Here is a 22,431-nt window from a genome sequence, read left to right on the forward strand (position 1 = left end):
CTACAGTAATTAGTTTATTATATCGAAAAAATACGCCCAAGTTGTGATATTTGACTGTTAACTCAATCAATTGTGGTTTCATAATCTAAATTTTTGTTACATTCATGATTGTTACATGTTGAAATCTGTCGCACGTTGTTTTCGTTTTGTAAAATAAAACTCTGATTAACCTTGGTTTAAAAGAGGGATTTACTGTTTGTGATGAGCGTCGATTGAATCGACTTTGGCGATGTAAATGTTTGAATTTGACGATAATGGACGCTTAATCAATGAGGTGGAGATGGAATGTCGATACAGAGATAACTGCACGATTCATTACGTTCACTTAAAAGAAACGAAAAAGTTACACTTTTTGACAAAAAGCACTTGAGTTCTGTTTCTGAAAAACTTATAGATGGGGGAGAGCAATTTTTAATTTATACATGGAGAGTGAGCGATGAGAGTAGGTCTAGTTGGTTGGCGCGGTATGGTTGGTTCTGTACTGATGCAACGTATGGTTGAAGAGAAAGACTTCGACTTGATTGAGCCTGTTTATTACAGCACATCTCAGATTGGTATTCCTGCCCCTGTTTTAGGTGGTAAAGATGCGGGTCTACTTCAAGACGCTTTTGATATTGATAGCCTAAAACAGCTTGATGCTGTGATTACCTGTCAAGGCGGCGATTACACATCAAAAGTATACCCAGCACTGCGTCAAGCAGGTTGGAAAGGTTACTGGATTGATGCAGCATCTACTCTGCGTATGGATGCTGATTCAATCATCACTCTTGATCCTGTTAACTTGGCTCAAATCCAGCAAGGCATTCACAGCGGCACCAACACGTTCGTTGGCGGTAACTGTACTGTGAGCTTAATGCTTATGGCTCTAGGTGGTCTGTACGAGAAAGGCATGGTTGAGTGGATGAGTGCCATGACTTACCAAGCAGCTTCTGGTGCGGGTGCTAAGAACATGCGTGAGCTGATCTCACAAATGGGTGTGATCAACGACAGCGTAAGTTCTGAGTTAGCAAACCCTTCAAGCTCAATTCTTGATATCGATAAGAAAGTGGCTGATACGATTCGTTCATCTTCATTCCCAACAGACCAATTTGGTGCTCCGCTTGCAGGCTCACTGATTCCTTGGATCGATGTGAAGCGTGAAAACGGTCAGAGTAAAGAAGAGTGGAAAGCCGGTGTTGAAGCGAACAAGATTCTTGGTCTAGATGGTCAGCCAATCCCAATTGATGGTACTTGTGTACGAATCGGTGCAATGCGTTGTCACGCTCAAGCACTAACGATCAAGCTTAAGCAAGACGTGCCAATGGACGAGATCGAAGAGATCATCGCAACGCACAATGATTGGGTTAAAGTGATTCCTAATGACCGCGACATCACGGCACAGGAGCTAACACCAGCGAAAGTAACAGGCACAATGTCTGTACCTGTCGGTCGTCTGCGTAAGATGTCGATGGGTAACGACTTCCTAAACGCCTTCACGGTTGGTGACCAACTACTTTGGGGTGCTGCAGAACCACTACGTCGTACTCTACGCATTATCCTTGCTGAGAAATCGTAATAGGCAAGATTGCTTAAATTCTATTAGCTGATAAACCGAAAGGGTTGACGACAAACGTCAACCCTTTTTAGTTTATTGCTACCTCGTTATTCGGCCCTCGAAACTGCCCTTAAATCTCTTCGCATCTCGCTACTCGAATCTCGTGTCTGCTTTTATTTCTCGTCGGTGACGACACGCTTGTCTGGATCCGCTAATTCGCTAGCACAGTGCTTGCAATACATGGCGTCTGAATCATGACCCGCTCGGTTACAATTCGGGCACTTAACCAACTCTTTGTGCGAGTTCATCTCATTACTGAGTTCTGCAGTAATGATCCCGGTTGGCACTGCTAAGATAGAGTAACCCAATAGCATGGTCAGTGATGCTATGGCTTTACCAAGCGCGGTCTGCGGCACCATGTCACCATAACCTACCGTAGTGATAGTCACGATGGCCCAATAGATACTGTGAGGAATACTGGTGAAGCCATTGTCAGGACCTTCAATAACAAAGATCAAGGCGCCAAAGATAACCACCAAGATGCCGACGGTGCTAAAGAAGATCAGTATCTTTCGTCGTGCCATTAATAGTGAGCGCAACAGAATATTGGAATCTTGCAGGTAGCGAACTAGCTTTAGAATTCGGAAGATACGCATCACACGCAGCAGTCTCACCACACCCATAAATGAAGCGCCTGGGAAGATGATTGCTAGGTAGGTCGGAAGAATCGCCAATAGGTCAACGACACCATAAAAACTGGTGGCGTAAGATTTTGGCTTTGGGGAGCAATAGAGCCTTAACAAATACTCAAGAGTGAAGAGTGCAGTGAAGGTGTATTCGATATAACGCAGCTGTTGTGACCATTCGGTCATCACATTAGGGATGGATTCTAAGATCAGAACCAACAGCGAAGCCAAGATTGCAACGATCAGAGTTATATCAAATGCACGTCCGGCTGGCGTGTGAGTACCAAAGATAATGACGTACAAATGATGCTTGAGTGGCTTGCGTGACATAAGGAGAGGTTCGTCTTCTGTTAAATGCATTAACAGTCATTATACAAGCTTCATAATAACGAGGCGAGTGAAAGCCCAATTGCTTTACTCGCCTCATCTATATTTCAATATTGTTGCCCTTTATAGAGCAACCGAAATGTTGTTAAACGTTATGCCAAGCCTGGGAACAGATTACGTAGGCCATTGGCGATGAACTCGATGCCCAATGCGCCAAGAATCAGACCCATGATACGAGTGATCACGTTGATACCCGTTTGACCTAAAAAGCGAACGATAACCGGCGCTGAACGGAACAAAAGCCAAGAGCACGTTGCGAATGCGATGATGCTAATGCCGATGCCGACCGTATCAATAGCAGCAGGGTAGCGAGAACCATAAACAATGGTCGAGCTGATTGCACCTGGGCCTGCCATTAGCGGCATAGCAAGTGGAACAACGCCGATCTGCTCTTTGCTGATGTATTCAGACTTCTCTTGTTTGTTCTGCTTATCTTCACCGAGCTTACCGCTCATCATCGAAAATGCGATGCTCAGTAATAGTAAACCACCTGCAACACGGAATGAGTCCAGCGAGATACTAAACATATCAAGCAGCATTTGCCCTGCAACAAGAGAGACAATGAGGATCACGGCAACAGCAATGTTTGCTTGTAAGGCTGTCCTGTTCCTCTCTTCTGGCGGCATATGAGCAGTAAGAGAAACAAAAACAGGCATGATGCCGATTGGGTTTACGGCAGCAACAAGCCCAAGGAAGAATTGCATAAAAATTGCGAGTTCTAAGCCTTGCATGAGAGCGATCTCCAGTTAGCGTACTTAAGGTTGAAGGGTTGATCTGTGAATAGTTTAGGCGCGTAATGTAAGGGACAAACTCGATTTACGCGAATGAAAAAAACTAACTTGAAATGGGTGATTCTTTTTAGAAAAACTAATTGAATCTCACTTTTGTTTTAAGCCTGTTGCAAGCTAGTTGGTAGTGTTTAATTTTGTAATTTATTATTGAGTAACTGTTAACCGACGCACGAAATTAATAAAAATTATGTCAGAATCTAGCCCGTACAACGGTATGGATATACTCTCAGTAGCACGAATATAGCTGTATACATGTAATTTAACGGACTAAAAATGAAACTTTTTTACAGTTTATTACGCTATGTAGAAAAAAGTTGTCTGTTTGCTTGTTTTTTTCGCGAACGAAAAGTGTGAGTTTAATCTATATAAATCATGCTCTTAAGTTCATTTTTGCGATTGCCTTACTACTTTCTGGTTAATTCTTTTTGGGTAACTGATCTGGGTCAATTTTTTTCACACAGTGAAATAATATACTCAGCCCTGAAAGCAATTTACTAAGAACGTTGGTGTTTAAGGTTAACGGCAAGCAGCGAGTTTAATAAAAAGTTTTTAATATTTATTATTTTAGGAGATCCACCATGCCTGTAACTAACTTAGCGGAACTTGATGCTCTAGTAGCTCGCGTTAAAGCAGCACAAGAAGAGTTTGCAACATTCTCTCAAGAGAAAGTAGACGCAATCTTCCGCGCAGCTTCTCTTGCTGCTAACCACGCTCGTATTCCACTTGCTCAACAAGCAGTTGCTGAATCTGGAATGGGTATTGTTGAAGATAAGGTTATCAAAAACCACTTTGCATCTGAATTTATCTACAACAAATACAAAGACGAAAAAACATGTGGCATCTTAGAAGAAGATGACAACCTAGGCACAATGACTATCGCTGAGCCTGTAGGTATCATCTGTGGTATCGTTCCAACAACGAACCCAACTTCTACAGCAATCTTCAAATCTCTAATTTCTCTTAAGACACGTAACGGCATCATCTTCTCGCCACACCCACGTGCAAAGAACTCAACTAACGACGCAGCGAAACTAGTTCTAGACGCAGCTGTTGCAGCTGGTGCTCCAAGAGACATCATCGGTTGGATCGACCAACCATCTGTAGAGCTTTCTAACGCGCTTATGAAGCACGACGGTATCGCACTTATCCTTGCTACTGGTGGTCCAGGCATGGTTAAAGCAGCATACTCTTCAGGTAAGCCTGCTATCGGTGTTGGTGCTGGTAACGTTCCTGTCGTTATCGATGAAACAGCTGACATCAAACGTGCTGTAGCATCTATCCTTATGTCTAAGACTTTCGATAACGGCGTAGTATGTGCTTCTGAGCAAGCTGCAATCGTAGTTAGCGAAGTATATGACGAAGTTAAAGAGCGTTTCGCTTCTCACAAAGCTCACGTTCTATCTAAAGCTGACGCTGATAAAGTACGTAAAGTTCTGCTTATCGACGGCAACCTAAACGCTAAAATCGTAGGTCAACCTGCTCCAGCAATCGCTGAAATGGCTGGTGTTAAAGTTCCTGCTGATACAAAAGTACTTGTAGGTGAAGGTCTTGGTAAAGTTTCTTACGATGACGAATTCGCTCACGAGAAACTATCTCCAACTCTAGGTCTATTCCGCGCAGATGACTTCGAAGACGCAGTTGCTCAAGCGGTAACTATGGTTGAAATCGGTGGTATCGGTCACACATCTGGTCTTTACACTAACCAAGATACTAACGCAGACCGCATCCGTTACTTCGGTGACAAGATGAAGACTGCTCGTATCCTAATCAACATCCCGACTACTCACGGTGGTATCGGTGACCTGTACAACTTCAACGTTGCACCTTCTCTAACTCTAGGTTGTGGTTCATGGGGTGGTAACTCTATCTCTGAGAACGTAGGTCCTAAGCACCTTATCAACAAGAAAACTGTAGCGAAGCGAGCTGAAAACATGTTGTGGCACAAACTACCTAAGTCTATCTACTTCCGTCGTGGTAGCCTTCCAATCGCAATGAGCGACCTAGAAGGTAAGAAACGCGCATTCCTAGTAACTGACCGTTTCCTATTCAACAACGGTTACGCAGATGACGTAGTTAGCTTGCTTAAAGCACAAGGCATCGAAGTTCAAACTTTCTTCGACGTAGAAGCGGATCCAACGCTATCTGTTGTTGAGAAAGGCGCTGAAGCAATGAAGAGCTTCCAACCTGACGTAATCCTTGCTCTAGGTGGCGGTTCTCCAATGGATGCTGCTAAGATCATGTGGGTTATGTACGAGCACCCAGAAACTCACTTCGAAGAACTAGCAATGCGCTTTATGGACATCCGTAAACGTATCTACAAGTTCCCTAAAATGGGTCAAAAAGCTGAGCTTGTATGTATCACTACAACTTCAGGTACAGGTTCAGAGGTTACTCCATTCGCTGTTGTTACTGACGACAAGACTGGTGCTAAATACCCACTAGCTGATTACGAAATCACGCCAAACATGGCTATCGTTGATGCGAACCTAGTAATGAACATGCCTAAGTCTCTAACAGCGTTCGGTGGTTACGATGCAGTAACTCACGCTCTTGAAGCTTACGTATCTGTTCTAGCGAACGAGTACTCAGACGGTCAAGCTCTTCAAGCTCTTAAGATGCTTAAAGAATACCTACCATCAAGCTACAAAAATGGTGCGGCTGACCCAATAGCTCGTGAGAAAGTACACAACGCAGCAACTATCGCTGGTGTAGCATTTGCGAACGCATTCCTAGGTGTGTGTCACTCAATGGCTCACAAAATTGGTGCTGAGTTCCACCTACCACACGGTCTTGCTAACGCACTACTTATCTCAAACGTTGTACGTTACAACGCGAACGATAACCCAACTAAGCAGACTGCATTCTCTCAGTACGACCGTCCACAAGCACGTCGTCGTTACGCTGAAGTTGCTGACCACCTAGGCCTAAGCCAAGCTGGTGACCGTACAGCTCAGAAGATTGAACGTCTACTGACTTGGTTAGAAGAGCTTAAAGTTGACCTAGATATCCCACTATCTATCCAAGCTGCGGGTGTTAACGAGTCTGACTTCATCGCTAAACTAGACGAGCTAGCTGTTGAAGCGTTCGATGACCAGTGTACAGGTGCTAACCCACGTTACCCTCTAATCACTGAGCTAAAAGAAGTTCTAACAACTTCTTACTTCGGCCAACCATACGTTGAAGGCGAAACTTTCGAAGGTACTACAGTTATCCTTAAGAAAGCAGACCAAAAGCCAGCTGAAGCGAAAGCGCCAAAAGCTAAAAAAGAAAAAGCTAACGCATAATAAGTAAGCATTAGTTTTGAGATAAGTTTTCGCTAGCACGATACTTATCTATCGGGAAAAGATGAAAGCCCCAGTCGAGAGACTGGGGCTTTTTTTATGTTTGGTTCGTTTGTAAAATGGATTGAGAGGCAATAGCTCTGCTATTTAATATGAGCTGAGCCAGTCATGTTCAATTGGAATAGGGAGTTAAACCTCTGCCGCGACAACTCGCCCACTGAAGTAGTCATTCGAGACAATGTATTCGGTTGTTCTGGTCAGCTCGTCTTGCAGCTGCGCCCAGTGACATCGGTTGAGCTTGCCATCGGAGTTATGAACGGCGGGAACAACGCCACCGACTCGAATGCCAAAGGGAGTCAGCTCTTTCGCCCAACTATGGGTAAAGCCAGTGATCATTGAGTTTGCGCTCTCTAAGCCAGACACATCGTGAAAGTCATCATGAGATATCACATTCACAATCACGCCTTCCTTATCTTCCTCTCGCAATCTCTCAGCACTGATTTGCCCAAATGCGAACAGGGTCGATGCCATCGATGAGAGATCATTAATAAAGCTGCTCACAGGCTGATCGCCAATTAGGCTAGGCATTGGGGAGCTTATCCAGTTATTGACCAGCACATCGGGTGTCGTGTTGAAGGTGGTTTGAATAAAATCATATACGCTGAGAATCGCTTGGCTGTCATTGCCTTTGAGCGTGTAGTGGTAAACAGAGTCAGAAAACCGGGCACACTGTAGATACGTCGCTTTAAGTGCTTCCGTGTCTTTATCACAAAGGATGACGGTGGCTCCAAGGTTAACAAAGTGGTTCGCAATCGCCCCCCCCAGTCGCGAGCCGGCAGATGTCACCAATATGATTGAGCTTTTTATTTCCATCCCAGTACCTAAACAAATCGTCCATGTCGGATAAGGATGGGTTAAAATTTATACAACGGGTGTGAATTGGTTCAAACTAAGGTGTGCCAATTAATAAGTTTTTATGAACTTAGTAGCACGTCACATTTTGTAGTAACTTCAAGCGGTAACCGACATCAGGTGTTTTTAGGTTGCCTAAGGCTAATGGTTCATATCATTCGTGTGAATACTTTGAAGTGTGCGAGTTAGTCGAAGAAGAGCTATGGATAGACAGCGAAAAAGGGAAAGGTAGGCGACCGCTATACTTGAGCTTGAATTTGATACTGACGTTGCGCGGTGGTTAGCTCATTGTAGAGCGTGGCATGTGGCAAATCAGGTAAATGCTTGTTTGCGAGTTTGCGTCGGTCATGACCAGAAAGGTTTTGGTAAACCTCTTCGGGTAAGTCGGCTGTATCTTCAGGCATGAAGGCAAGCGCTTCAGGTTTCAAGTAATGGCTGAGTTTGGCGCTGGCAAGGCTAGCTTGATGAAAATGATTAGATTGCTGAGCTGAAATCTCATATGAAGACTGGTTTGAACGCAGTTGTTGAGGTTCTGCTACGCCAAATTGTTTGCGCAGGCGATCTTCATTTGTCTCTGTGATTTCAATGGTGTCAATTGGCGTGCAATCACGGACATCATTAGAAAACATAGATAACAGCAACGCGAAATCTGCACGGCGACCTTGCTCAACCGCTTGGCTGATCCCGATGCCGAACTTCAGTTCGTTGATGATTCCTGCTTTGTCTAAAGTATGTATTTGCATGTCGCCTCTCATTGGATACACCTTTAACGGCATGGAGTCGGCAAACTTTAGTGTTTAATTACAGGCAAATAGAGAATTTATGTAGGGTTGGGAAGAAGGCTATCAATAGTTCGAGAAGTAAGCGCTATTGGCGGGTTTATTACGAAATGTTTAGATTTTGTGGAACACGACAGATACAAAAAAGCTCACGCCGAGGCATGAGCTTTCAATAGATAACTCGCTATAAATAGCGCAGCGTAAGCAATAATTACTTAGCTAGGTTCTCTTCTACGAAAGACCAGTTTACTAGGTTCCAGAATGCAGCCATGTAGTCAGGGCGAACATTGCGGAAATCGATGTAGTAAGCGTGTTCCCATAGGTCAACAGTTAGAAGTGGAGTAACACCTTCTTCTGTTAGAGGAGTAGCAGCGTTAGAAGTGTTAACGATGTCTAGAGAACCGTCAGCTTTCTTAACTAACCAAGTCCAAGAAGAACCGAAGTTGTTGATTGCTGAATCAGTGAATTTCGCTTTGAATTCTTCGAAAGAACCGAATGCAGCGTTGATAGCTTCTGCAACAGCGCCAGTTGGTTCGCCGCCCGCTTTAGGAGCAAGACAGTGCCAGTAGAACGTGTGGTTCCAGATTTGAGCAGCGTTATTGAAAACACCACCAGTAGAAGTCTTAACGATCTCTTCTAGTGTTTTGCCTTCAAACTCAGTACCTGGGATAAGGCCGTTTAGCTTAACAACGTAAGTGTTGTGGTGCTTACCGTGGTGGAAATCTAGCGTTTCTGCTGAGATGTGTGGTTCTAGCGCGTCTTTCGCGTAAGGAAGAGCCGGTAGTTCAAATGCCATTGCTCAATTCTCCATTGATATGAAAGAGTTAACTCTTTCGATTGCTTCCAGTGATATTATTATTCATGGCTCGCTATACTGCCAACCATGGTCAATTTGCTGACTTGCGATATAGTTTAGCAAGTTTTTACTTTATTAAAAGCTTATTTCATTACTTTTGTGTGAATTGTTAGCTTAGCTTGTTAACCGCTTTTTTTATATGGTTTTTATTCTTTTAGTTTGGGGTAGAATAAAGGCAATAAAAGCCGTAATCCATTAACGAGGAAGCAATGGAAACTATCGATAAAATCAAACAGCAAATTGAAGAAAACACTATTCTACTGTACATGAAAGGTTCTCCTAAGCTACCTAGCTGTGGTTTCTCTTCTCAAGCGTCTCAAGCTCTAATGGCATGTGGCGAAAAATTTGCTTACGTAGATATCCTACAAAACCCTGATATCCGTGCAGAGCTTCCTGCTTACGCACAGTGGCCAACTTTCCCACAACTTTGGGTTGAAGGTGAGCTAATCGGTGGTTGTGACATCATTCTTGAGATGTTCCAAAAAGGCGAACTTCAGCCAATCATCAAAGAAGCAGCGGCTAAAGTTGCTGGCGATGACGCTGAATAAGTTCTAGCCTTTGCGCTGAATAGTTAAAATGAGGGGCCTTAATCAGGCTCCTTTTTTGTTTGAATTGATCGAATCATTGACTCGATAAGGAATGAACAATGAACGTAAAACTTCATTATGTGCATGATCCAATGTGCAGCTGGTGTTGGGGTTACAAGCCAACACTTGAGTTATTGAAACAACAATTGCCTGCGAGCATTGAGTTTAACTATGTAGTGGGTGGTTTGGCCCCGGATTCTGATGAGCCAATGTCAGAAGAGATGAAAGGCAAGCTGCAAGCGATTTGGAAGCAGATCGAAGCTAAGTTGGGTACTGAGTTTAACCATGATTTTTGGACAAAGTGCCAACCTGTTCGCAGTACTTACCCTGCGTGCCGTGCCGTGATTGCTGCAGGTTTTCAAGACCACTACGAAGCGATGCTTGAAGCGATTCAACATGCTTACTACCTTCGTGCGATCTTGCCACATAGCCAAGACACACATTTGCAGTTGGCTGAAGAGCTAGGTATGAATGTTCAACAGTTTGAAAATGACCTTTCTAGCAAGTTATTGGAAAGTGAGTTAGATGACCAGCTAGGCTTTAAAGAAGCGATGGGTGTATTTTCTTACCCGACCTTAATGCTTGAAGTGAACGGCATCTTTAGTGAAGTTGAATTGGATTATCATTCAACGGAAGCGACGCTTAAGTCTATTCGCGAAATTTTAGTGAGTAATGCTCCCGCTGCGTAATTCAGCGAGAGTCATCTGTATTCGCAATGATTTCTAAGGCTTACTCATCAGAGTAAGCCTTTTTTGTTTGGTGTCGCTAGTTCAATGAGAGTGAGCGGAAGGAAGAGTAGAATGAATCTCAGAGACAAAAAAGACCGCACGAGGCGGTCTTTATAAAAGTGAGCGTAGGACTGTTTAACTACAGAACCTAATTACAGAACCATGGCTGCAATCCAACCGAATACGATCAGTGGGATGTTGTAGTGCAGGAACGTCGGTACTACGGTTTCCCATACGTGCTCGTGTTGACCATCAGCATTTAGACCAGACGTTGGACCTAATGTTGAGTCAGAAGCCGGAGAGCCCGCATCACCAAGTGCAGCAGCTGTACCTACTAGAGCGATTGTTGCCATTGGCGAGAAGCCAAATGCTGCTGCTAGTGGAACGTAGATAGTTGCAAGGATTGGAATCGTAGAGAACGAAGAACCAATGCCCATAGTAACCAATAGACCAACAATTAGCATAAGTAGTGCTGCTAGAGGCTTGTTGTCGCCGATGCTTGTTGAAAGTGCTTCAACCAGAGATTCAACGCCACCTGTTTGCTTCATAACTGCCGCGAAACCTGCTGCTGCAATCATGATGAAACCGATCATTGCCATCATGTGAACGCCCTTGGTGAAGACATCTTGTGTCTCTTTCCAAGCAATAACGCCACCGAAGGTAAATACCATGAAACCCGCTAGAGCACCGATGATCATAGAGCCAGTCGATAGTTGAACTGTTAGCGCTGCTACGATACCAGCTGCTGCTACTAGGATGTGCTTCTTGTTGATCTCTTTCACTTCTGTTGAAACAACAGTGTGAGAGGTTTCTTTGTATTGGCGAGGCTTACGGTAAGTAAAGAATACTGCAGTAAGGAGACCGAAGATCATGCCTGCTGCTGGTAACAACATTGCCATAGGTACTTGGCTTGCTACAACGTTTTCAAGACCATTGTCGTGAAGGTTTTTAAGCAGGATGTTGTTTAGGAAGATGCCACCAAAACCAATCGGTAACACCATGTAAGGTGTAATCAGACCAAAAGTCAGCACACACGCAACTAGACGACGGTCTAGGTTCATTTTTGCGAATACGCCTAGTAGAGGTGGGATTAAGATTGGGATGAAGGCGATATGTACCGGAATCACGTTTTGCGAAGACATGGTCACTAAGATCAACGACGCAAGCATGCCGTATTTAAGACCAGTCGATGCTGCACTGTTCTCTTTGCCGTGAATGCGTTTGATAACACTTTGAGCAAGGAGATCTGTGATACCAGAACGTGAGATAGCAACAGCGAATGTACCAAGCATAGCGTAGCTAAGTGCAATCGTTGCACCGCCGCCTAACCCACTTTCGAAAGCCGCGACTGCGTCGTTCAAGCTCATACCAGAGGCTACGCCACCGATAATTGCACTGAACGTCAGAGCAACGACTACGTTTACGCGCATCAAAGCTAAAACAAGCATGATGCAAACTGAAATTACAACAGGATTCATATTATTCTCGGGATGTTGTGTTTTTTATGAAGGCAATACGAAAAACGTTTACCGACTCTATTTTTTATTCTTCGTCAACAAGAGGCCAACCACCAAGGGCTTTCCATTTGTTTACAATGCCGCAAAATAACTCTGTGGTTTTTTGCGTATCATACAAAGCAGAGTGTGCTTCTTTGTTGTCAAATTCCATCCCTGCAGTGCGGCAAGCTTTAGCCAAAACGGTTTGACCGTAGGCAAGACCACTAAGAGCTGCAGTGTCAAAAGTAGCAAATGGATGGAAAGGGACGCGTTTAAGCTTACAGCGCTCACTTGCCGCATTAACGAAGTTCAAATCGAATGTAGCGTTGTGAGCAACCATGATTGCACGACTGCAATCTGAAGCTTTTTGTTCTTTTCTCACTAGCTTGTAGATTTCTTTAAGGGCTTCTTGTTCCGACACAGCACCACGTAATGGGCTAAATGGGTCTTTAATTCCGTTAAAGTCTAATGCTGCCTGCTCTATATTTGCGCCTTCAAAAGGCTCAATGTGAAAATGAAGCGTTGATGCAGGGTGCAGATCTCCGTTCTCATCCATTTTTAATGTAATGGCACAGATTTCTAATAATGCATCGGTTTCAGCGTTAAACCCTGCGGTTTCCACGTCGATGACCACTGGAAAATAGCCGCGAAAGCGTTTTTTTAGGGTCAGAGCTTCGTTTTCTACAGTCATGTTAGCCCAAATAAGTGTGATTAAGGCTGCATTATTGCAGATAATAGCAGTGATAAAAACTAGGGAAGGGCAATAAATCTTAAATTACCTAACCCATTGCGGCTTGATAATTGCATATTTAAACGTGAGAGAAAAATGCGGCAATTGGCTGCATTGTTAAACGAATTGCTTAAGAGATACTCCACTTTATGAAGAAACAACTCATAACAGGTTCAATGCTATTTTCGCTACTTGTGTCGTCATCGGTCATGGCACAAGAAAAGCGTTACGGAGCATCTCCTCAACAGTCGACATGGGAGATGGTAGCCAACACGCCACTTGAATGTCGCTTGGTCCACCCAATTCCAAACTTTGGTGATGCTGAGTTCTCATCTCGCGCGAGTAAAAAAATCATTTTGGACTTTGAGCTTAAAATGCGCCGTCCAATGGGTGCGACGCGCAATGTAAGCTTGATCTCTATGCCGCCACCTTGGCGTCCGGGTGAAAGTGCTGATCGTATGACAACCATTAAGTTCTTCCAGCAATTTGACGGCTATGTCGGCGGTCAAACAGCTTGGGGCATCTTGAGTGAGTTGGAGAAAGGGCGTTATCCGACATTCAGCTACCAAGAGTGGCAGAGCCGAGATCAACGTATCGAAGTGTCGTTGTCGTCGGTGTTGTTCCAAGAAAAATACAATGTGTTCAGTGACTGTGTTGCTAACCTGCTGCCTTACAGCTTTGAAGATATCTCTTTCACTATTTTGCATTACGACCGCAACAGCGACCAGCTGAACAAGTCGTCGCGCAAAAGGCTGAGCCAGATTGCCGATTACGTTCGCTATAACCAAGACATCGACCTTGTGCTGGTGGCAACGTACACCGACTCTGTCGACAGCAAAGGGATTAGCCCAAACCTTTCAGAGCGCAGAGCAGAATCGTTAAGAGAGTACTTCAAATCTCTAGGCCTGCCAGAAGATCGTATCCAAGTGCAAGGCTATGGCAAGCGTCGTCCGATTGCGGACAATAACTCGCCAATTGGTAAAGATAAGAACCGACGTGTTGTGATCTCTTTAGGTCGCACACAGGTTTAAGCTAAACAACAGCTTGTTTTGAAATGACAAAGCCCGTCTTGATGACGGGCTTTTTTATGTTTTAAATTTGGAGTCGTTGTTTTAACGGAACTTGTTTAATTCAAGCGGAAGCGGGCGATCATTTCACAGTTGGTCGCGGTATCGATCTTTTCCACCATAGAGGCAATTTTAGGGTTTGGGTGGCGTTTCATGAAATCGATCAGCGCTTTCTTACAGCAACCAATAGAATCGATAAAGCTTGAACATTGAGTATTAGGGCACTGAGGGATCAGTGTGAGTACCTTTTCGGAAGCCAGTTGAAGATACTTGAGCTCGTATTCAGTGTCGCCAGCCCAACGCCAGAATTGAGCAAGATTGTGGCAAGAAATCACCGAGATCAGTAAGCGTTCATCGGCTTGAATATCGGTGCGTTCTGTAATTTCTTCACTTAAGTTCAAAGCCTGCTGATAATGAAGAATACTTCGTACAGGATCGTCGAGCTGCAATGCAGTATCGGCAAGTAACGTGTGTTTTTCCCATTCGCTAATCATTGTATTACCTCACTAATCAATAGGTGGTTAATTTAAATGATAATCATTATCATGTAAAGTTTCATCAATGAGATTGTTAAGAATAATTGGTAAAGAATATCGATTATGGTGAGAGTGATAAAAAAGAAGCGAGCATAGTGCTCGCTTCGTTTTTCATTTCTTCAGGCGTTCAAACCCAACTTCTCAAAGAGGTTAAGGAATTAACCTTCTAGACCTGCGCTTGCTTGTTTGTTCTGAATCAGCTCAATCATGTAGCCATCAGGATCTTTCACGAACGCAATGTGTGTAGAGCCGCCTTTAACCGGACCCGCTTCTCGCGTTACGTTGCCGCCAGCTGCTTTAATCGCATCACACGTTGTGTAGATGTCATCAACACCGATAGCAACGTGACCAAAAGCAGAGCCAAGATCGTATTCCGTGGTGCCCCAGTTGTAAGTCAGCTCAATCACTGCGCCTTGAGATTCGTCGCCAAAGCCAACGAAAGCCAGTGTGTATTCGTACTCTTTGTTTTCGTTCTTACGTAATAGCTGCATGCCCATTACATTGGTGTAGAACTCGATAGACTTGTCTAGATCACCCACGCGTAGCATGGTGTGTAAAATACGACCGTTTGACATGATTTGCTCCTAGCTTGTTATTGGTTGTTTCTTTTATAGCACTATATATGAGCAAGCTCATAAGCAACACCAAAGAGATGATGAGTTTGGTCATATTTTCTTATTCTCATCATCTATCTTACTCTCCCCCTCTACCTTTTTTCTTATTTGTATTACAAGAAATTAAAGAGCGACGGCCTTATTAATTTGTCAGTCACTAGCGCTTAATTCGCAGTTTTGCATAAATAGTAAGTTTGAGTGTTGGTCTTTTTTGTAATGGCCAAGAATGGCCTTGGTTGTTGAATTGTGACTTATATCTCCATCTTGTTGCTGATTTCCTTTCGTTTTTACAATTGGCATCTAACTTTCCATTTTATCAATTTATGATTACGCCAACATATCCCTGTTTATAGAAAGGTTATTCCGATGTTTTACTTCGTTATTAAGGAATTTTCGATAAAATACGCCGATAACTAATGGTTTTTACGAAAGTGCAAAGGGTGTCTATTTTTTGTGCTTATCTTTTTTAAACAATAGTTTGGGCTTGTATTGTTTGTTTTATGTTTTATGTTTGATGTGGTTGTGTTTTCAAAGTAGTTGTCAAGTGTGTATCAAGTGTATCTTTTGCGATCTTTGCTAAATAGACAATCCTTACTATATAGTTTTTCAAGCGCACCAAATCGACTAAATATTCACTTTTGATTTGTGCGATTTTTCTATCACATAAGAATAAGTATTATTTTATTACATTAGCCTCGGCGTGAGGCATTGATGTGGAGTACTCAAATGACGAGTAAATGGTTTACACAACAAAGTTCAGATGTTTTAAACGAACTGAACGCAGATCAAACGACAGGTTTATCAACTTCTGAAGCGGATGCACGCTTAGAGAAGCACGGCACTAACGAACTGACTGCACAAGAGTCAGCTTCTGCGTGGGAACTGTATATTCATCAATATAAAAACCCACTGATTTTTATTCTAGCTGTTGGTGCAATCGTTTCTTGGTCTACTGGCCACGCGATTGATGCTATGGCTATTGCAGTGATTATCCTTATCAATACTGGTATCGCGTTCTGGCAAGAATTTAAAGCTCAGAAAGGGATGGAAGCGCTAAAAGAAATGGCAGCTCCAGAAGCCGAAGTGATGCGCGATGGTAAATGGATCAGTGTTCCAGCTAAAACCCTCGTTCCTGGTGACATCATCAAAATTAATACTGGCGATATTCTGCCTGCTGATGTTCGTATTCTTGAGTCAAACCGTCTGACGGTAGATGAGGCTGCACTGACCGGTGAATCTGAGCCAGTGAATAAGCAGTCTGAACGCCTTGAAGATGAGACCCTTGGTCTTGGCGATCAGAAGAACATGGGCTTCATGACAACAATCGTGACTACAGGTACAGGCCTTGCTGTGGTAACAAGCACAGGTATGCAAACTGAAGTTGGTCACATCGCTGATATGATGAACCAAACGGAAGAGACGAAAACACCAATGCAAGAGCGTATGGACACCATCGCACTCGCATTATTGGTTGTTGCTCTTGTGGTTGTTGCTATTGTTTGTGCTATCGGTGTTTACCACGGTATGCCATGGTTAGAAATCCTAACAACAGGTATCTCTTTATCGGTTGCCGCTATTCCTGAAGGTTTACCAACGGTGGTTACTATCGTATTAACGATGGGCTCAACTAAGATGGTTAAGAATAATGCTTTGGCTAAACAGCTAGCAGCAATCGAAACGCTTGGTTCTACAACCGTTATCTGTTCAGATAAAACCGGTACGCTAACACAAAACCAAATGCAGGTGATGAAAGCGTACGATGTGTCTGGTCGTTACTGGGATGTGTCAGGTAAAGGTTTTGATCCTAAGGGTGAATTCATTACCAAAGGTCACAATGTCGAAGCGACAAACAGCCCTGCAATGATGAAAGGTCTTGTTGTTGCAACGCTTTGTAACGATGCTGAATATGTCAATGCTGATGGTAAATGGACGGTTCGTGGCAACCCGACAGAAGGTGCACTAATTGTTGCAGCTGCAAAAGCAGGTCTTAAACAAGATGAAATGCTATCAACGGGTGGCTACTCAATCGTTAAGAAGTTCCCGTTCGATTCTGGTCGTAAGATGGCTTCTGTTATCGTTCGTGACCCACAAGGTAAGCACTTCCTAGCATTGAAAGGTGCGCCAGATGTTGTTCTTGGTAAATCAACCAGCTTCATGGTTGACGGTGGTTTCGTACCAACGGTTGGCTGTGAAGTTTCAGGCAACTTGGCTCTCGATACCGCACCGTCTCAAGAGCTTCATTTAAACTTTGAAGCGGCAATCCAAACCTTTGGTGGTGATGCTCTGCGTACACTTGCCGTTGGTTTCCGTGAATTAAAAGAAGAAGAGCTTGAGTTAGATTTCCCTGAGCTTGAAAAAGACGTCAGCATCCTGGGTATCTATGGCATCATGGATCCACCACGCCCAGAAGTACGCGATGCAGTAAATAGCTGTTATAGCGCTGGTGTTCGTACGGTAATGATTACCGGTGACCACGCAGTCACGGCAGCAGCGATTGCTCGTGAAATCGGAATCATCCGTAGCGAAGACGATCTAGTGGTAACGGGTGCTGAGCTTGACCAAATGGATGACGAGAAGCTGTTGTCTATCTGTTCTCAGGTTGCAGTATTTGCCCGTGTTACTCCAGAGCACAAGCTGCGTATCGTAAAAGCGCAGCAAGAGAACAATGAAGTTGCCTCTATGACCGGTGACGGCGTGAACGATGCGCCAGCACTGCGTCGTGCAGACATTGGTGTTGCGATGGGTATTACAGGTACGTCTGTTGCGAAAGACTCAGGTGACCTTATCCTGTTGGATGACAACTTCAGTACTATCGTGAAGGCGGTACGTCAGGGTCGTCAAATTTTCGATAACCTACGTAAGTTTATCCGCCAAGCACTTACAGCGAACGTGGGTGAGGTTTCGGTAATCCTATTTGCATTCCTACTCATGGGACCAGATGTAGTACTTCCGCTAACTCCACTAATGATTTTATGGGTTAACCTCGTTTCTGATGGTCTACCAGCACTCGCACTCGGTGTTGAGCCAGAAGAGAAAGATCTCATGGAGCGTAAGCCAGGCAAACGTGACCAAGGCTTCTTCTCTAATGGTCTAGGCGCTCGTATCCTAACTCGTGGTCTCGCATTAGGTGGTCTAAGCTTTGTGACATTCTCTTACGCACTCGACGGTGGTTACAGTGCTCAATACGCACAAACCGTTGCGTTTTTAACACTGATCTTTGCTCAACTTTGGAGCTTGTTCGATGCACGTACGTTTACAACGATTTATCGTAAGAATCCGTTCACTAACCACTACCTACTTGGTGCGGTGGCAGTATCGGCTATCTTGTCTTTAAGCGTTGTGTACACAAGCTTCGGTCAGTTGGTATTCAGCACAGAAGCGCTAGAGTTTAATCACTTAATATCGTTAATCTTCATTGCAGCAGTACCAACATTTGTTCTATCTGCTATCAAAGAAGTGACTAAAGTGGAGTTTATCTAAGACAGACTTCTTAGCTAAATAATTGAATCCCGCCATAAAAGGCGGGATTTTTTATGCCTGTTGTCTTGGGAACGCAGAATTAGAAGTGAAAACTTATGTAGAGGCGGATTCTAGAGAGTGGCAATAAAAAAGCAGCGCTTTAAGCGCTGCCGTATTGATTAATCGTTGTGAACGGAAAGACTAATCTTCGCTCTTTTCTTTGAATTCACAGAGGTCTTCAATGATACAGCTGCCACAGCGTGGTTTACGTGCGACACAGGTGTAACGTCCATGAAGAATGAGCCAATGGTGGACATCCAGTTTGAATTCTTTTGGGATAACTTTAAGTAGTTTTGCTTCGACATCGTCGACGGTTTTACCCATCGCTAGCTTAGTGCGGTTTGATACACGATAGATGTGAGTATCAACGGCAATGGTTGGCCAACCGAATGCGGTATTTAACACTACGTTTGCTGTTTTACGACCGACACCTGGAAGGGCTTCTAATGCAGCGCGATCTTCCGGTACTTCACCATTATGTAGGTCAAGCAGCATACGACACGTTTTGATGGTGTTTTCTGCTTTTGAGTTAAATAGGCCGATGGTCTTGATATACTCTTTTAAGCCATCAACACCTAGGTCGAAAATTGCTTGCGGAGTGTTGGCTAAAGGGTACAGCTTATCCGTCGCCTTGTTCACGCTGACATCGGTTGCTTGTGCAGACAATAGAACGGCAATCAGCAGCTCGAATGGGCTGTTCCAGTTAAGCTCAGTCTCTGGCTTTGGATTGTTTTCTCTTAAACGCTCAAGTATTTCTACTCGTTTTACATTGTTCATAGCGACATTACTTTCAAATAGTTAGGGCATGAAGCTTGGATTGCTTCTGCTTTATCATCGGTTACGCGCTCTTATGAGCGTCATTATTATATGTACTGTTTAGATCTGATTTCCCCCGCTGAGTGGTTGAGCTAACTCAGCGAGGTTTAAGCTAATTTAACTTATTAGGCATTGGTAACGCGAGCGCGTTCAATGACTGGCTTTTCTTGTTTTGGTTGTCTAGATTTTGCTTGGTTATCGATGATATTTTTCAAAGCAATTAAGAAACCAACACCAATGAAGGCACCCGGTGGAAGCAGGGCTAACAAGAAGCTGTTATCAAATTGGAATATCTGGATTCGTAACACCGAAGCCCAGTCACCAAGCAGCAGGTCTGCGCCATCAAATAGGGTCCCGTTACCAATAATCTCACGCATCGCACCTAACACGACCAATACTGATGTCATGCCTAGACCCATCCAGAAACCATCTTGAGCCGCTGGTAGCACTTCATTTTTTGAAGCGAAGGCTTCCGCACGACCAATGATGATGCAGTTGGTTACGATCAGCGGGATGAAGATACCCAAAGAGAGGTAAAGCCCATAGGCGTAAGCGTTCATCAGCAATTGAACACAGGTTACTAGCGAGGCAATGATCATTACGAATACTGGGATACGTACTTCTTTTGGCACATGATTACGAACCAAAGAAACAGAAACGTTTGAGCCGACCAGTACAAGCAAGGTAGCAATGCCTAGCCCAAGTGCGTTAGTGACTGTTGACGATACAGCCAGCAGCGGACATAACCCAAGAAGTTGCACTAGGGCAGGGTTATTGGCCCACATGCCATTTTTGATCAATGTTTTATGGTCACTCATTATTCACCACCACAATTTAGAGGTTGAGCAAGCAATGCTTGGTTGTTTTGGTTAACGTACTGGACCGCTTGTTTGACTGACTTCACGACTGCTCTTGGCGTGATAGTAGCGCCAGTAAACTGGTCAAAATCACCACCGTCTTTACGAACCTTCCAACGGTCTAGATTAGAATCCGTCACTTGCTTACCTGCAAACGAAAGAATCCAATCACTCACACGCAGATCAATCTTATCACCCAAGCCCGGAGTCTCTTGGTGAGAAAGCACGCGAGTACCTAAAATAGTACCGTCAGTTTTCATTCCAACAATGACTTTAATCGCGCCATTGTAGCCGTCTGGTGCAATCGCTTCGATCGCAATCGCGCTTGGCTCACCATTAAGCTTAGCAATGTAAGCCGGCATCGCTTGCTCAGTACCAAGCTCTTCTGCTTGAACCAAAGTACAAGACGAAAACAGCTCGTTGTCGTGCTGATCGTGTGGGATCACTTGGTTAAGAACAGACAGTAACTGAGCCTGTTCTTGTTGTTTGATCTGATCTTTGGTCAGGTAGTGAGTTACCGCGACCAAACCCGTCGAAGCACACGCAAAAATCGCGAGTACAAGGCCGTTTTTCTTAATTGCATTTAGCATGGTATTCGCTCCCTTAGTGACCGTATGTGCGAGGTTTGGTGTAGTAGTCAATCAGTGGAACACACATGTTGGCTAACAATACAGCAAACGCCACGCCATCAGGGAAACCACCCCAACTGCGGATGATAAAGACTAAACCGCCGATCAGAGCGCCAAACACTAAGCGACCTTTGACTGTCGTGGATGCTGAAACTGGGTCGGTTGCAATAAAGAATGCACCAAGCATAGTCGCGCCAGACAGAAGGTGAATGGTTGGAGAAGCGGTTTCACCAGGAGTGAGCACTAAGAACACTAAGCTAAACAGAGTAAGACTGCCGATGAAAGCCACAGGGATATACCATTGAATAACACGTTGCTTAATCAGCACTAAACCGCCGATTAGGTAAGCAAGGTTTACCCACTCCCAGCCTACGCCAGCTAACCAACTAAATTGAGGTTGAGATAGTGCTTCTGAGGCAGTATTGCCTGCCGTTAATGCCGTTTTGAATGCATCAAGCGGCGTCGCCATTGTGGTGCCATCAATGCCAAGGCGTGCTTGTTGCAGAGACAAACCTTCGTTATTGAAGCCAGTAAAGATCATCAAGAATGAGTCAATAAAGCTTGTTGCTTCTGCTGTCAGGCTCGCGGGAGCATTCCAACTGGTCATTTGAACTGGGAATGAAATCAGCAAAACAACGTAAGCGACCATCGCAGGGTTAAATGGGTTCTGCCCTAGGCCGCCGTATAAGTGTTTCGCGATAATAATAGCGAAGAACATACCAATGACGAGGATCCACCACGGAGAGTGTGGGGGAATCGCGACACTCAGTAGCCAAGCGGTTACAACAGCACTGTAATCACGCAGTGCCATTACTGGCGGGCGTTTTCTCAATAGCATGACGGCTGCTTCAAAGGTAACAGCAAGTGCAATAGCAAATACTAACTGGATGAGGGTACCCCATCCAAAGAAGTAGGTTTGAGCTAGTAGACCTGGCAATGCACAAATAGCCACCCATTTCATTAGATCTGGGGTGCTTCTACGGCTATGCGCGTGCGGTGAGCTGGCGATAAAGAAGGCCACTACTCTTTCTCCTCATTGTTCTTTTTATCTAGCTCTTGCTGTGCTTTTCTTGCTTTAGCACGAGCAATAGCGGCAGCAACGGCTGCTTTTTTAGGGTCAACAGCTTCAGATTGAGTTTCAGCTGCCACTTCGAGCACTGGCTCTGGCGTTTCTACTGTTTCGTCTTGTTTCGCTTGCTGGGCTTTTTTCGCTTTAGCACGAGCAATCGCGGCGGCAACTGCAGCTTTCTTAGGATCGACTGACTCTTGTTGAGTTTCAGCTTCAACTTCAATCACTGGCTCAGGAGTTTCTGCTGTTTGGTCTTGCTTAGCTTGCTGTGCTTTCTTGGCTTTAGCACGAGCAATGGCCGCAGCGACAGCATCTTTCTTAGCATCGCCAGAGCTTTCAGCCGGAGCTTCACTTTCGGCTTGAGTAGCTGATTCAGCTTGTTGAGCCTTTCTTGGCTTTAGCACGAGCAATAGCGGCAGCGACTGCATCTTTCTTAGCGTCGCCAGAGCTTTCAACCGAAGCTTCACTTGCGGTTTGAGCAGCTGATTCTGCTTGTTGAGCCTTCTTCGCTTTAGCGCGAGCGATAGCTGCAGCAACAGCATCTTTCTTAGCGTCGC

At 44.4% G+C, this 22,431-nt stretch carries 19 protein-coding genes and 1 pseudogene; 6 read left to right on the forward strand and 14 right to left on the reverse strand.

Going from position 1 to position 22,431, the window contains the following annotated elements; all coding sequences use genetic code 11:
• Window positions 1–436 precede the first annotated feature (436 nt).
• Window positions 437–1,555, forward strand: a complete 1,119-nt coding sequence (gene asd / locus AB4623_RS18985) for an aspartate-semialdehyde dehydrogenase (RefSeq protein WP_017061186.1) — start codon at window positions 437–439, stop codon at window positions 1,553–1,555.
• A 152-nt stretch (window positions 1,556–1,707) separates the two neighbouring features.
• Here asd and AB4623_RS18990 read toward each other — a convergent pair whose 3' ends face one another.
• On the reverse strand, window positions 1,708–2,550 hold the full coding sequence (locus AB4623_RS18990; RefSeq protein WP_029235134.1) for an ion transporter: 843 nt from the start codon (window positions 2,548–2,550) through the stop codon (window positions 1,708–1,710).
• A gap of 149 nt (window positions 2,551–2,699) precedes the next feature.
• Complete coding sequence (locus AB4623_RS18995; protein WP_004734056.1) at window positions 2,700–3,338, reverse strand: YchE family NAAT transporter; 639 nt, start codon at window positions 3,336–3,338, stop codon at window positions 2,700–2,702.
• A gap of 638 nt (window positions 3,339–3,976) precedes the next feature.
• On the opposite strand from AB4623_RS18995, the gene adhE reads away from it, so the two are divergent.
• A complete protein-coding gene (adhE, locus tag AB4623_RS19000; protein WP_017061183.1) occupies window positions 3,977–6,682 on the forward strand; it encodes a bifunctional acetaldehyde-CoA/alcohol dehydrogenase in 2,706 nt (901 codons plus the stop codon).
• Between the two features lie 186 nt (window positions 6,683–6,868).
• Here the strand turns inward: adhE and AB4623_RS19005 are convergent, their stop codons facing one another.
• The 3 genes from AB4623_RS19005 to sodB form a co-directional block, all read right to left on the reverse strand.
• On the reverse strand, window positions 6,869–7,552 hold the full coding sequence (locus AB4623_RS19005) for an SDR family oxidoreductase (protein WP_017061182.1): 684 nt from the start codon (window positions 7,550–7,552) through the stop codon (window positions 6,869–6,871).
• Window positions 7,553–7,830: 278 nt separating this feature from the next.
• Window positions 7,831–8,334, reverse strand: coding sequence for a VC2046/SO_2500 family protein (locus tag AB4623_RS19010; protein WP_261881426.1), 504 nt, complete (start codon window positions 8,332–8,334; stop codon window positions 7,831–7,833).
• A 247-nt stretch (window positions 8,335–8,581) separates the two neighbouring features.
• Entirely contained in the window at window positions 8,582–9,166 is a 585-nt protein-coding gene (gene sodB, locus AB4623_RS19015) for a superoxide dismutase [Fe] (protein ID WP_004734050.1), read from the reverse strand.
• A gap of 269 nt (window positions 9,167–9,435) precedes the next feature.
• Between sodB and AB4623_RS19020 the strand changes: the two genes are divergently transcribed.
• Together AB4623_RS19020 and AB4623_RS19025 are read left to right on the forward strand one after the other, a co-directional pair.
• Window positions 9,436–9,774, forward strand: coding sequence for a Grx4 family monothiol glutaredoxin (locus AB4623_RS19020; RefSeq protein WP_004741702.1), 339 nt, complete (start codon window positions 9,436–9,438; stop codon window positions 9,772–9,774).
• 98 nt (window positions 9,775–9,872) lie between these two features.
• Window positions 9,873–10,502, forward strand: coding sequence for a DsbA family protein (locus tag AB4623_RS19025; RefSeq protein ID WP_102427881.1), 630 nt, complete (start codon window positions 9,873–9,875; stop codon window positions 10,500–10,502).
• A gap of 191 nt (window positions 10,503–10,693) precedes the next feature.
• Here the strand turns inward: AB4623_RS19025 and AB4623_RS19030 are convergent, their stop codons facing one another.
• Together AB4623_RS19030 and rnt are read right to left on the reverse strand one after the other, a co-directional pair.
• On the reverse strand, window positions 10,694–12,019 hold the full coding sequence (locus tag AB4623_RS19030) for a Na+/H+ antiporter family protein (RefSeq protein ID WP_029235135.1): 1,326 nt from the start codon (window positions 12,017–12,019) through the stop codon (window positions 10,694–10,696).
• Between the two features lie 64 nt (window positions 12,020–12,083).
• A complete protein-coding gene (gene rnt / locus AB4623_RS19035; protein WP_017061178.1) occupies window positions 12,084–12,728 on the reverse strand; it encodes a ribonuclease T in 645 nt (214 codons plus the stop codon).
• 188 nt (window positions 12,729–12,916) lie between these two features.
• Between rnt and motY the strand changes: the two genes are divergently transcribed.
• Window positions 12,917–13,798 (forward strand): flagellar protein MotY, encoded by an 882-nt coding sequence (gene motY / locus AB4623_RS19040; RefSeq protein ID WP_372147168.1) that lies wholly within the window; start codon window positions 12,917–12,919, stop codon window positions 13,796–13,798.
• A gap of 95 nt (window positions 13,799–13,893) precedes the next feature.
• Here motY and AB4623_RS19045 read toward each other — a convergent pair whose 3' ends face one another.
• Both AB4623_RS19045 and gloA read right to left on the reverse strand, forming a co-directional pair.
• Window positions 13,894–14,328, reverse strand: a complete 435-nt coding sequence (locus tag AB4623_RS19045) for a DUF2753 domain-containing protein (protein ID WP_004734047.1) — start codon at window positions 14,326–14,328, stop codon at window positions 13,894–13,896.
• 200 nt (window positions 14,329–14,528) lie between these two features.
• Window positions 14,529–14,945, reverse strand: coding sequence for a lactoylglutathione lyase (gene gloA, locus AB4623_RS19050; RefSeq protein ID WP_004734046.1), 417 nt, complete (start codon window positions 14,943–14,945; stop codon window positions 14,529–14,531).
• 765 nt (window positions 14,946–15,710) lie between these two features.
• Here gloA and AB4623_RS19055 point away from each other — a divergent pair.
• Entirely contained in the window at window positions 15,711–18,464 is a 2,754-nt protein-coding gene (locus AB4623_RS19055; protein WP_017061173.1) for a cation-transporting P-type ATPase, read from the forward strand.
• Between the two features lie 180 nt (window positions 18,465–18,644).
• Here AB4623_RS19055 and nth read toward each other — a convergent pair whose 3' ends face one another.
• The 5 genes and pseudogenes from nth to AB4623_RS19080 form a co-directional block, all read right to left on the reverse strand.
• On the reverse strand, window positions 18,645–19,280 hold the full coding sequence (gene nth, locus AB4623_RS19060; RefSeq protein WP_017061172.1) for an endonuclease III: 636 nt from the start codon (window positions 19,278–19,280) through the stop codon (window positions 18,645–18,647).
• 164 nt (window positions 19,281–19,444) lie between these two features.
• On the reverse strand, window positions 19,445–20,137 hold the full coding sequence (locus AB4623_RS19065; protein WP_012603531.1) for an electron transport complex subunit E: 693 nt from the start codon (window positions 20,135–20,137) through the stop codon (window positions 19,445–19,447).
• Complete coding sequence (gene rsxG, locus AB4623_RS19070) at window positions 20,137–20,766, reverse strand: electron transport complex subunit RsxG (RefSeq protein ID WP_017061171.1); 630 nt, start codon at window positions 20,764–20,766, stop codon at window positions 20,137–20,139. The genes AB4623_RS19065 and rsxG overlap by 1 nt, the downstream gene beginning before the upstream one ends.
• Window positions 20,767–20,779: 13 nt before the next feature.
• Window positions 20,780–21,826 carry an electron transport complex subunit RsxD gene (rsxD, locus tag AB4623_RS19075; protein WP_017063459.1) on the reverse strand — a complete coding sequence of 349 codons (1,047 nt, stop codon included), beginning with the start codon at window positions 21,824–21,826 and terminating at the stop codon, window positions 20,780–20,782.
• Window positions 21,826–22,431 (reverse strand): annotated as a pseudogene (locus AB4623_RS19080) (electron transport complex subunit RsxC); the annotation flags it as partial. The gene rsxD and the pseudogene AB4623_RS19080, both read right to left, overlap by 1 nt.

It is taken from the genome of Vibrio sp. 10N.222.52.C12 (assembly GCF_041474215.1).
Classification (GTDB): Bacteria; Pseudomonadota; Gammaproteobacteria; order Enterobacterales; family Vibrionaceae; genus Vibrio; species Vibrio crassostreae_C.

Coding starts and splice junctions, on each gene's coding strand:
- AB4623_RS19065 (WP_012603531.1), bottom strand. CDS start 20,137: ATGAGTGACCATAAAACATTGATCAAAAATGGCATGTGGGCCAATAAC.
- asd (WP_017061186.1), top strand. CDS start 437: ATGAGAGTAGGTCTAGTTGGTTGGCGCGGTATGGTTGGTTCTGTACTG.
- AB4623_RS19055 (WP_017061173.1), top strand. CDS start 15,711: ATGACGAGTAAATGGTTTACACAACAAAGTTCAGATGTTTTAAACGAA.
- AB4623_RS19030 (WP_029235135.1), bottom strand. CDS start 12,019: ATGAATCCTGTTGTAATTTCAGTTTGCATCATGCTTGTTTTAGCTTTG.
- AB4623_RS19045 (WP_004734047.1), bottom strand. CDS start 14,328: ATGATTAGCGAATGGGAAAAACACACGTTACTTGCCGATACTGCATTG.
- rsxG (WP_017061171.1), bottom strand. CDS start 20,766: ATGCTAAATGCAATTAAGAAAAACGGCCTTGTACTCGCGATTTTTGCG.
- motY (WP_372147168.1), top strand. CDS start 12,917: ATGAAGAAACAACTCATAACAGGTTCAATGCTATTTTCGCTACTTGTG.
- rnt (WP_017061178.1), bottom strand. CDS start 12,728: ATGACTGTAGAAAACGAAGCTCTGACCCTAAAAAAACGCTTTCGCGGC.
- nth (WP_017061172.1), bottom strand. CDS start 19,280: ATGAACAATGTAAAACGAGTAGAAATACTTGAGCGTTTAAGAGAAAAC.
- AB4623_RS19020 (WP_004741702.1), top strand. CDS start 9,436: ATGGAAACTATCGATAAAATCAAACAGCAAATTGAAGAAAACACTATT.
- AB4623_RS18995 (WP_004734056.1), bottom strand. CDS start 3,338: ATGCAAGGCTTAGAACTCGCAATTTTTATGCAATTCTTCCTTGGGCTT.
- AB4623_RS19025 (WP_102427881.1), top strand. CDS start 9,873: ATGAACGTAAAACTTCATTATGTGCATGATCCAATGTGCAGCTGGTGT.
- AB4623_RS19010 (WP_261881426.1), bottom strand. CDS start 8,334: ATGCAAATACATACTTTAGACAAAGCAGGAATCATCAACGAACTGAAG.
- gloA (WP_004734046.1), bottom strand. CDS start 14,945: ATGTCAAACGGTCGTATTTTACACACCATGCTACGCGTGGGTGATCTA.
- AB4623_RS19005 (WP_017061182.1), bottom strand. CDS start 7,552: ATGGAAATAAAAAGCTCAATCATATTGGTGACATCTGCCGGCTCGCGA.
- adhE (WP_017061183.1), top strand. CDS start 3,977: ATGCCTGTAACTAACTTAGCGGAACTTGATGCTCTAGTAGCTCGCGTT.
- AB4623_RS18990 (WP_029235134.1), bottom strand. CDS start 2,550: ATGTCACGCAAGCCACTCAAGCATCATTTGTACGTCATTATCTTTGGT.
- sodB (WP_004734050.1), bottom strand. CDS start 9,166: ATGGCATTTGAACTACCGGCTCTTCCTTACGCGAAAGACGCGCTAGAA.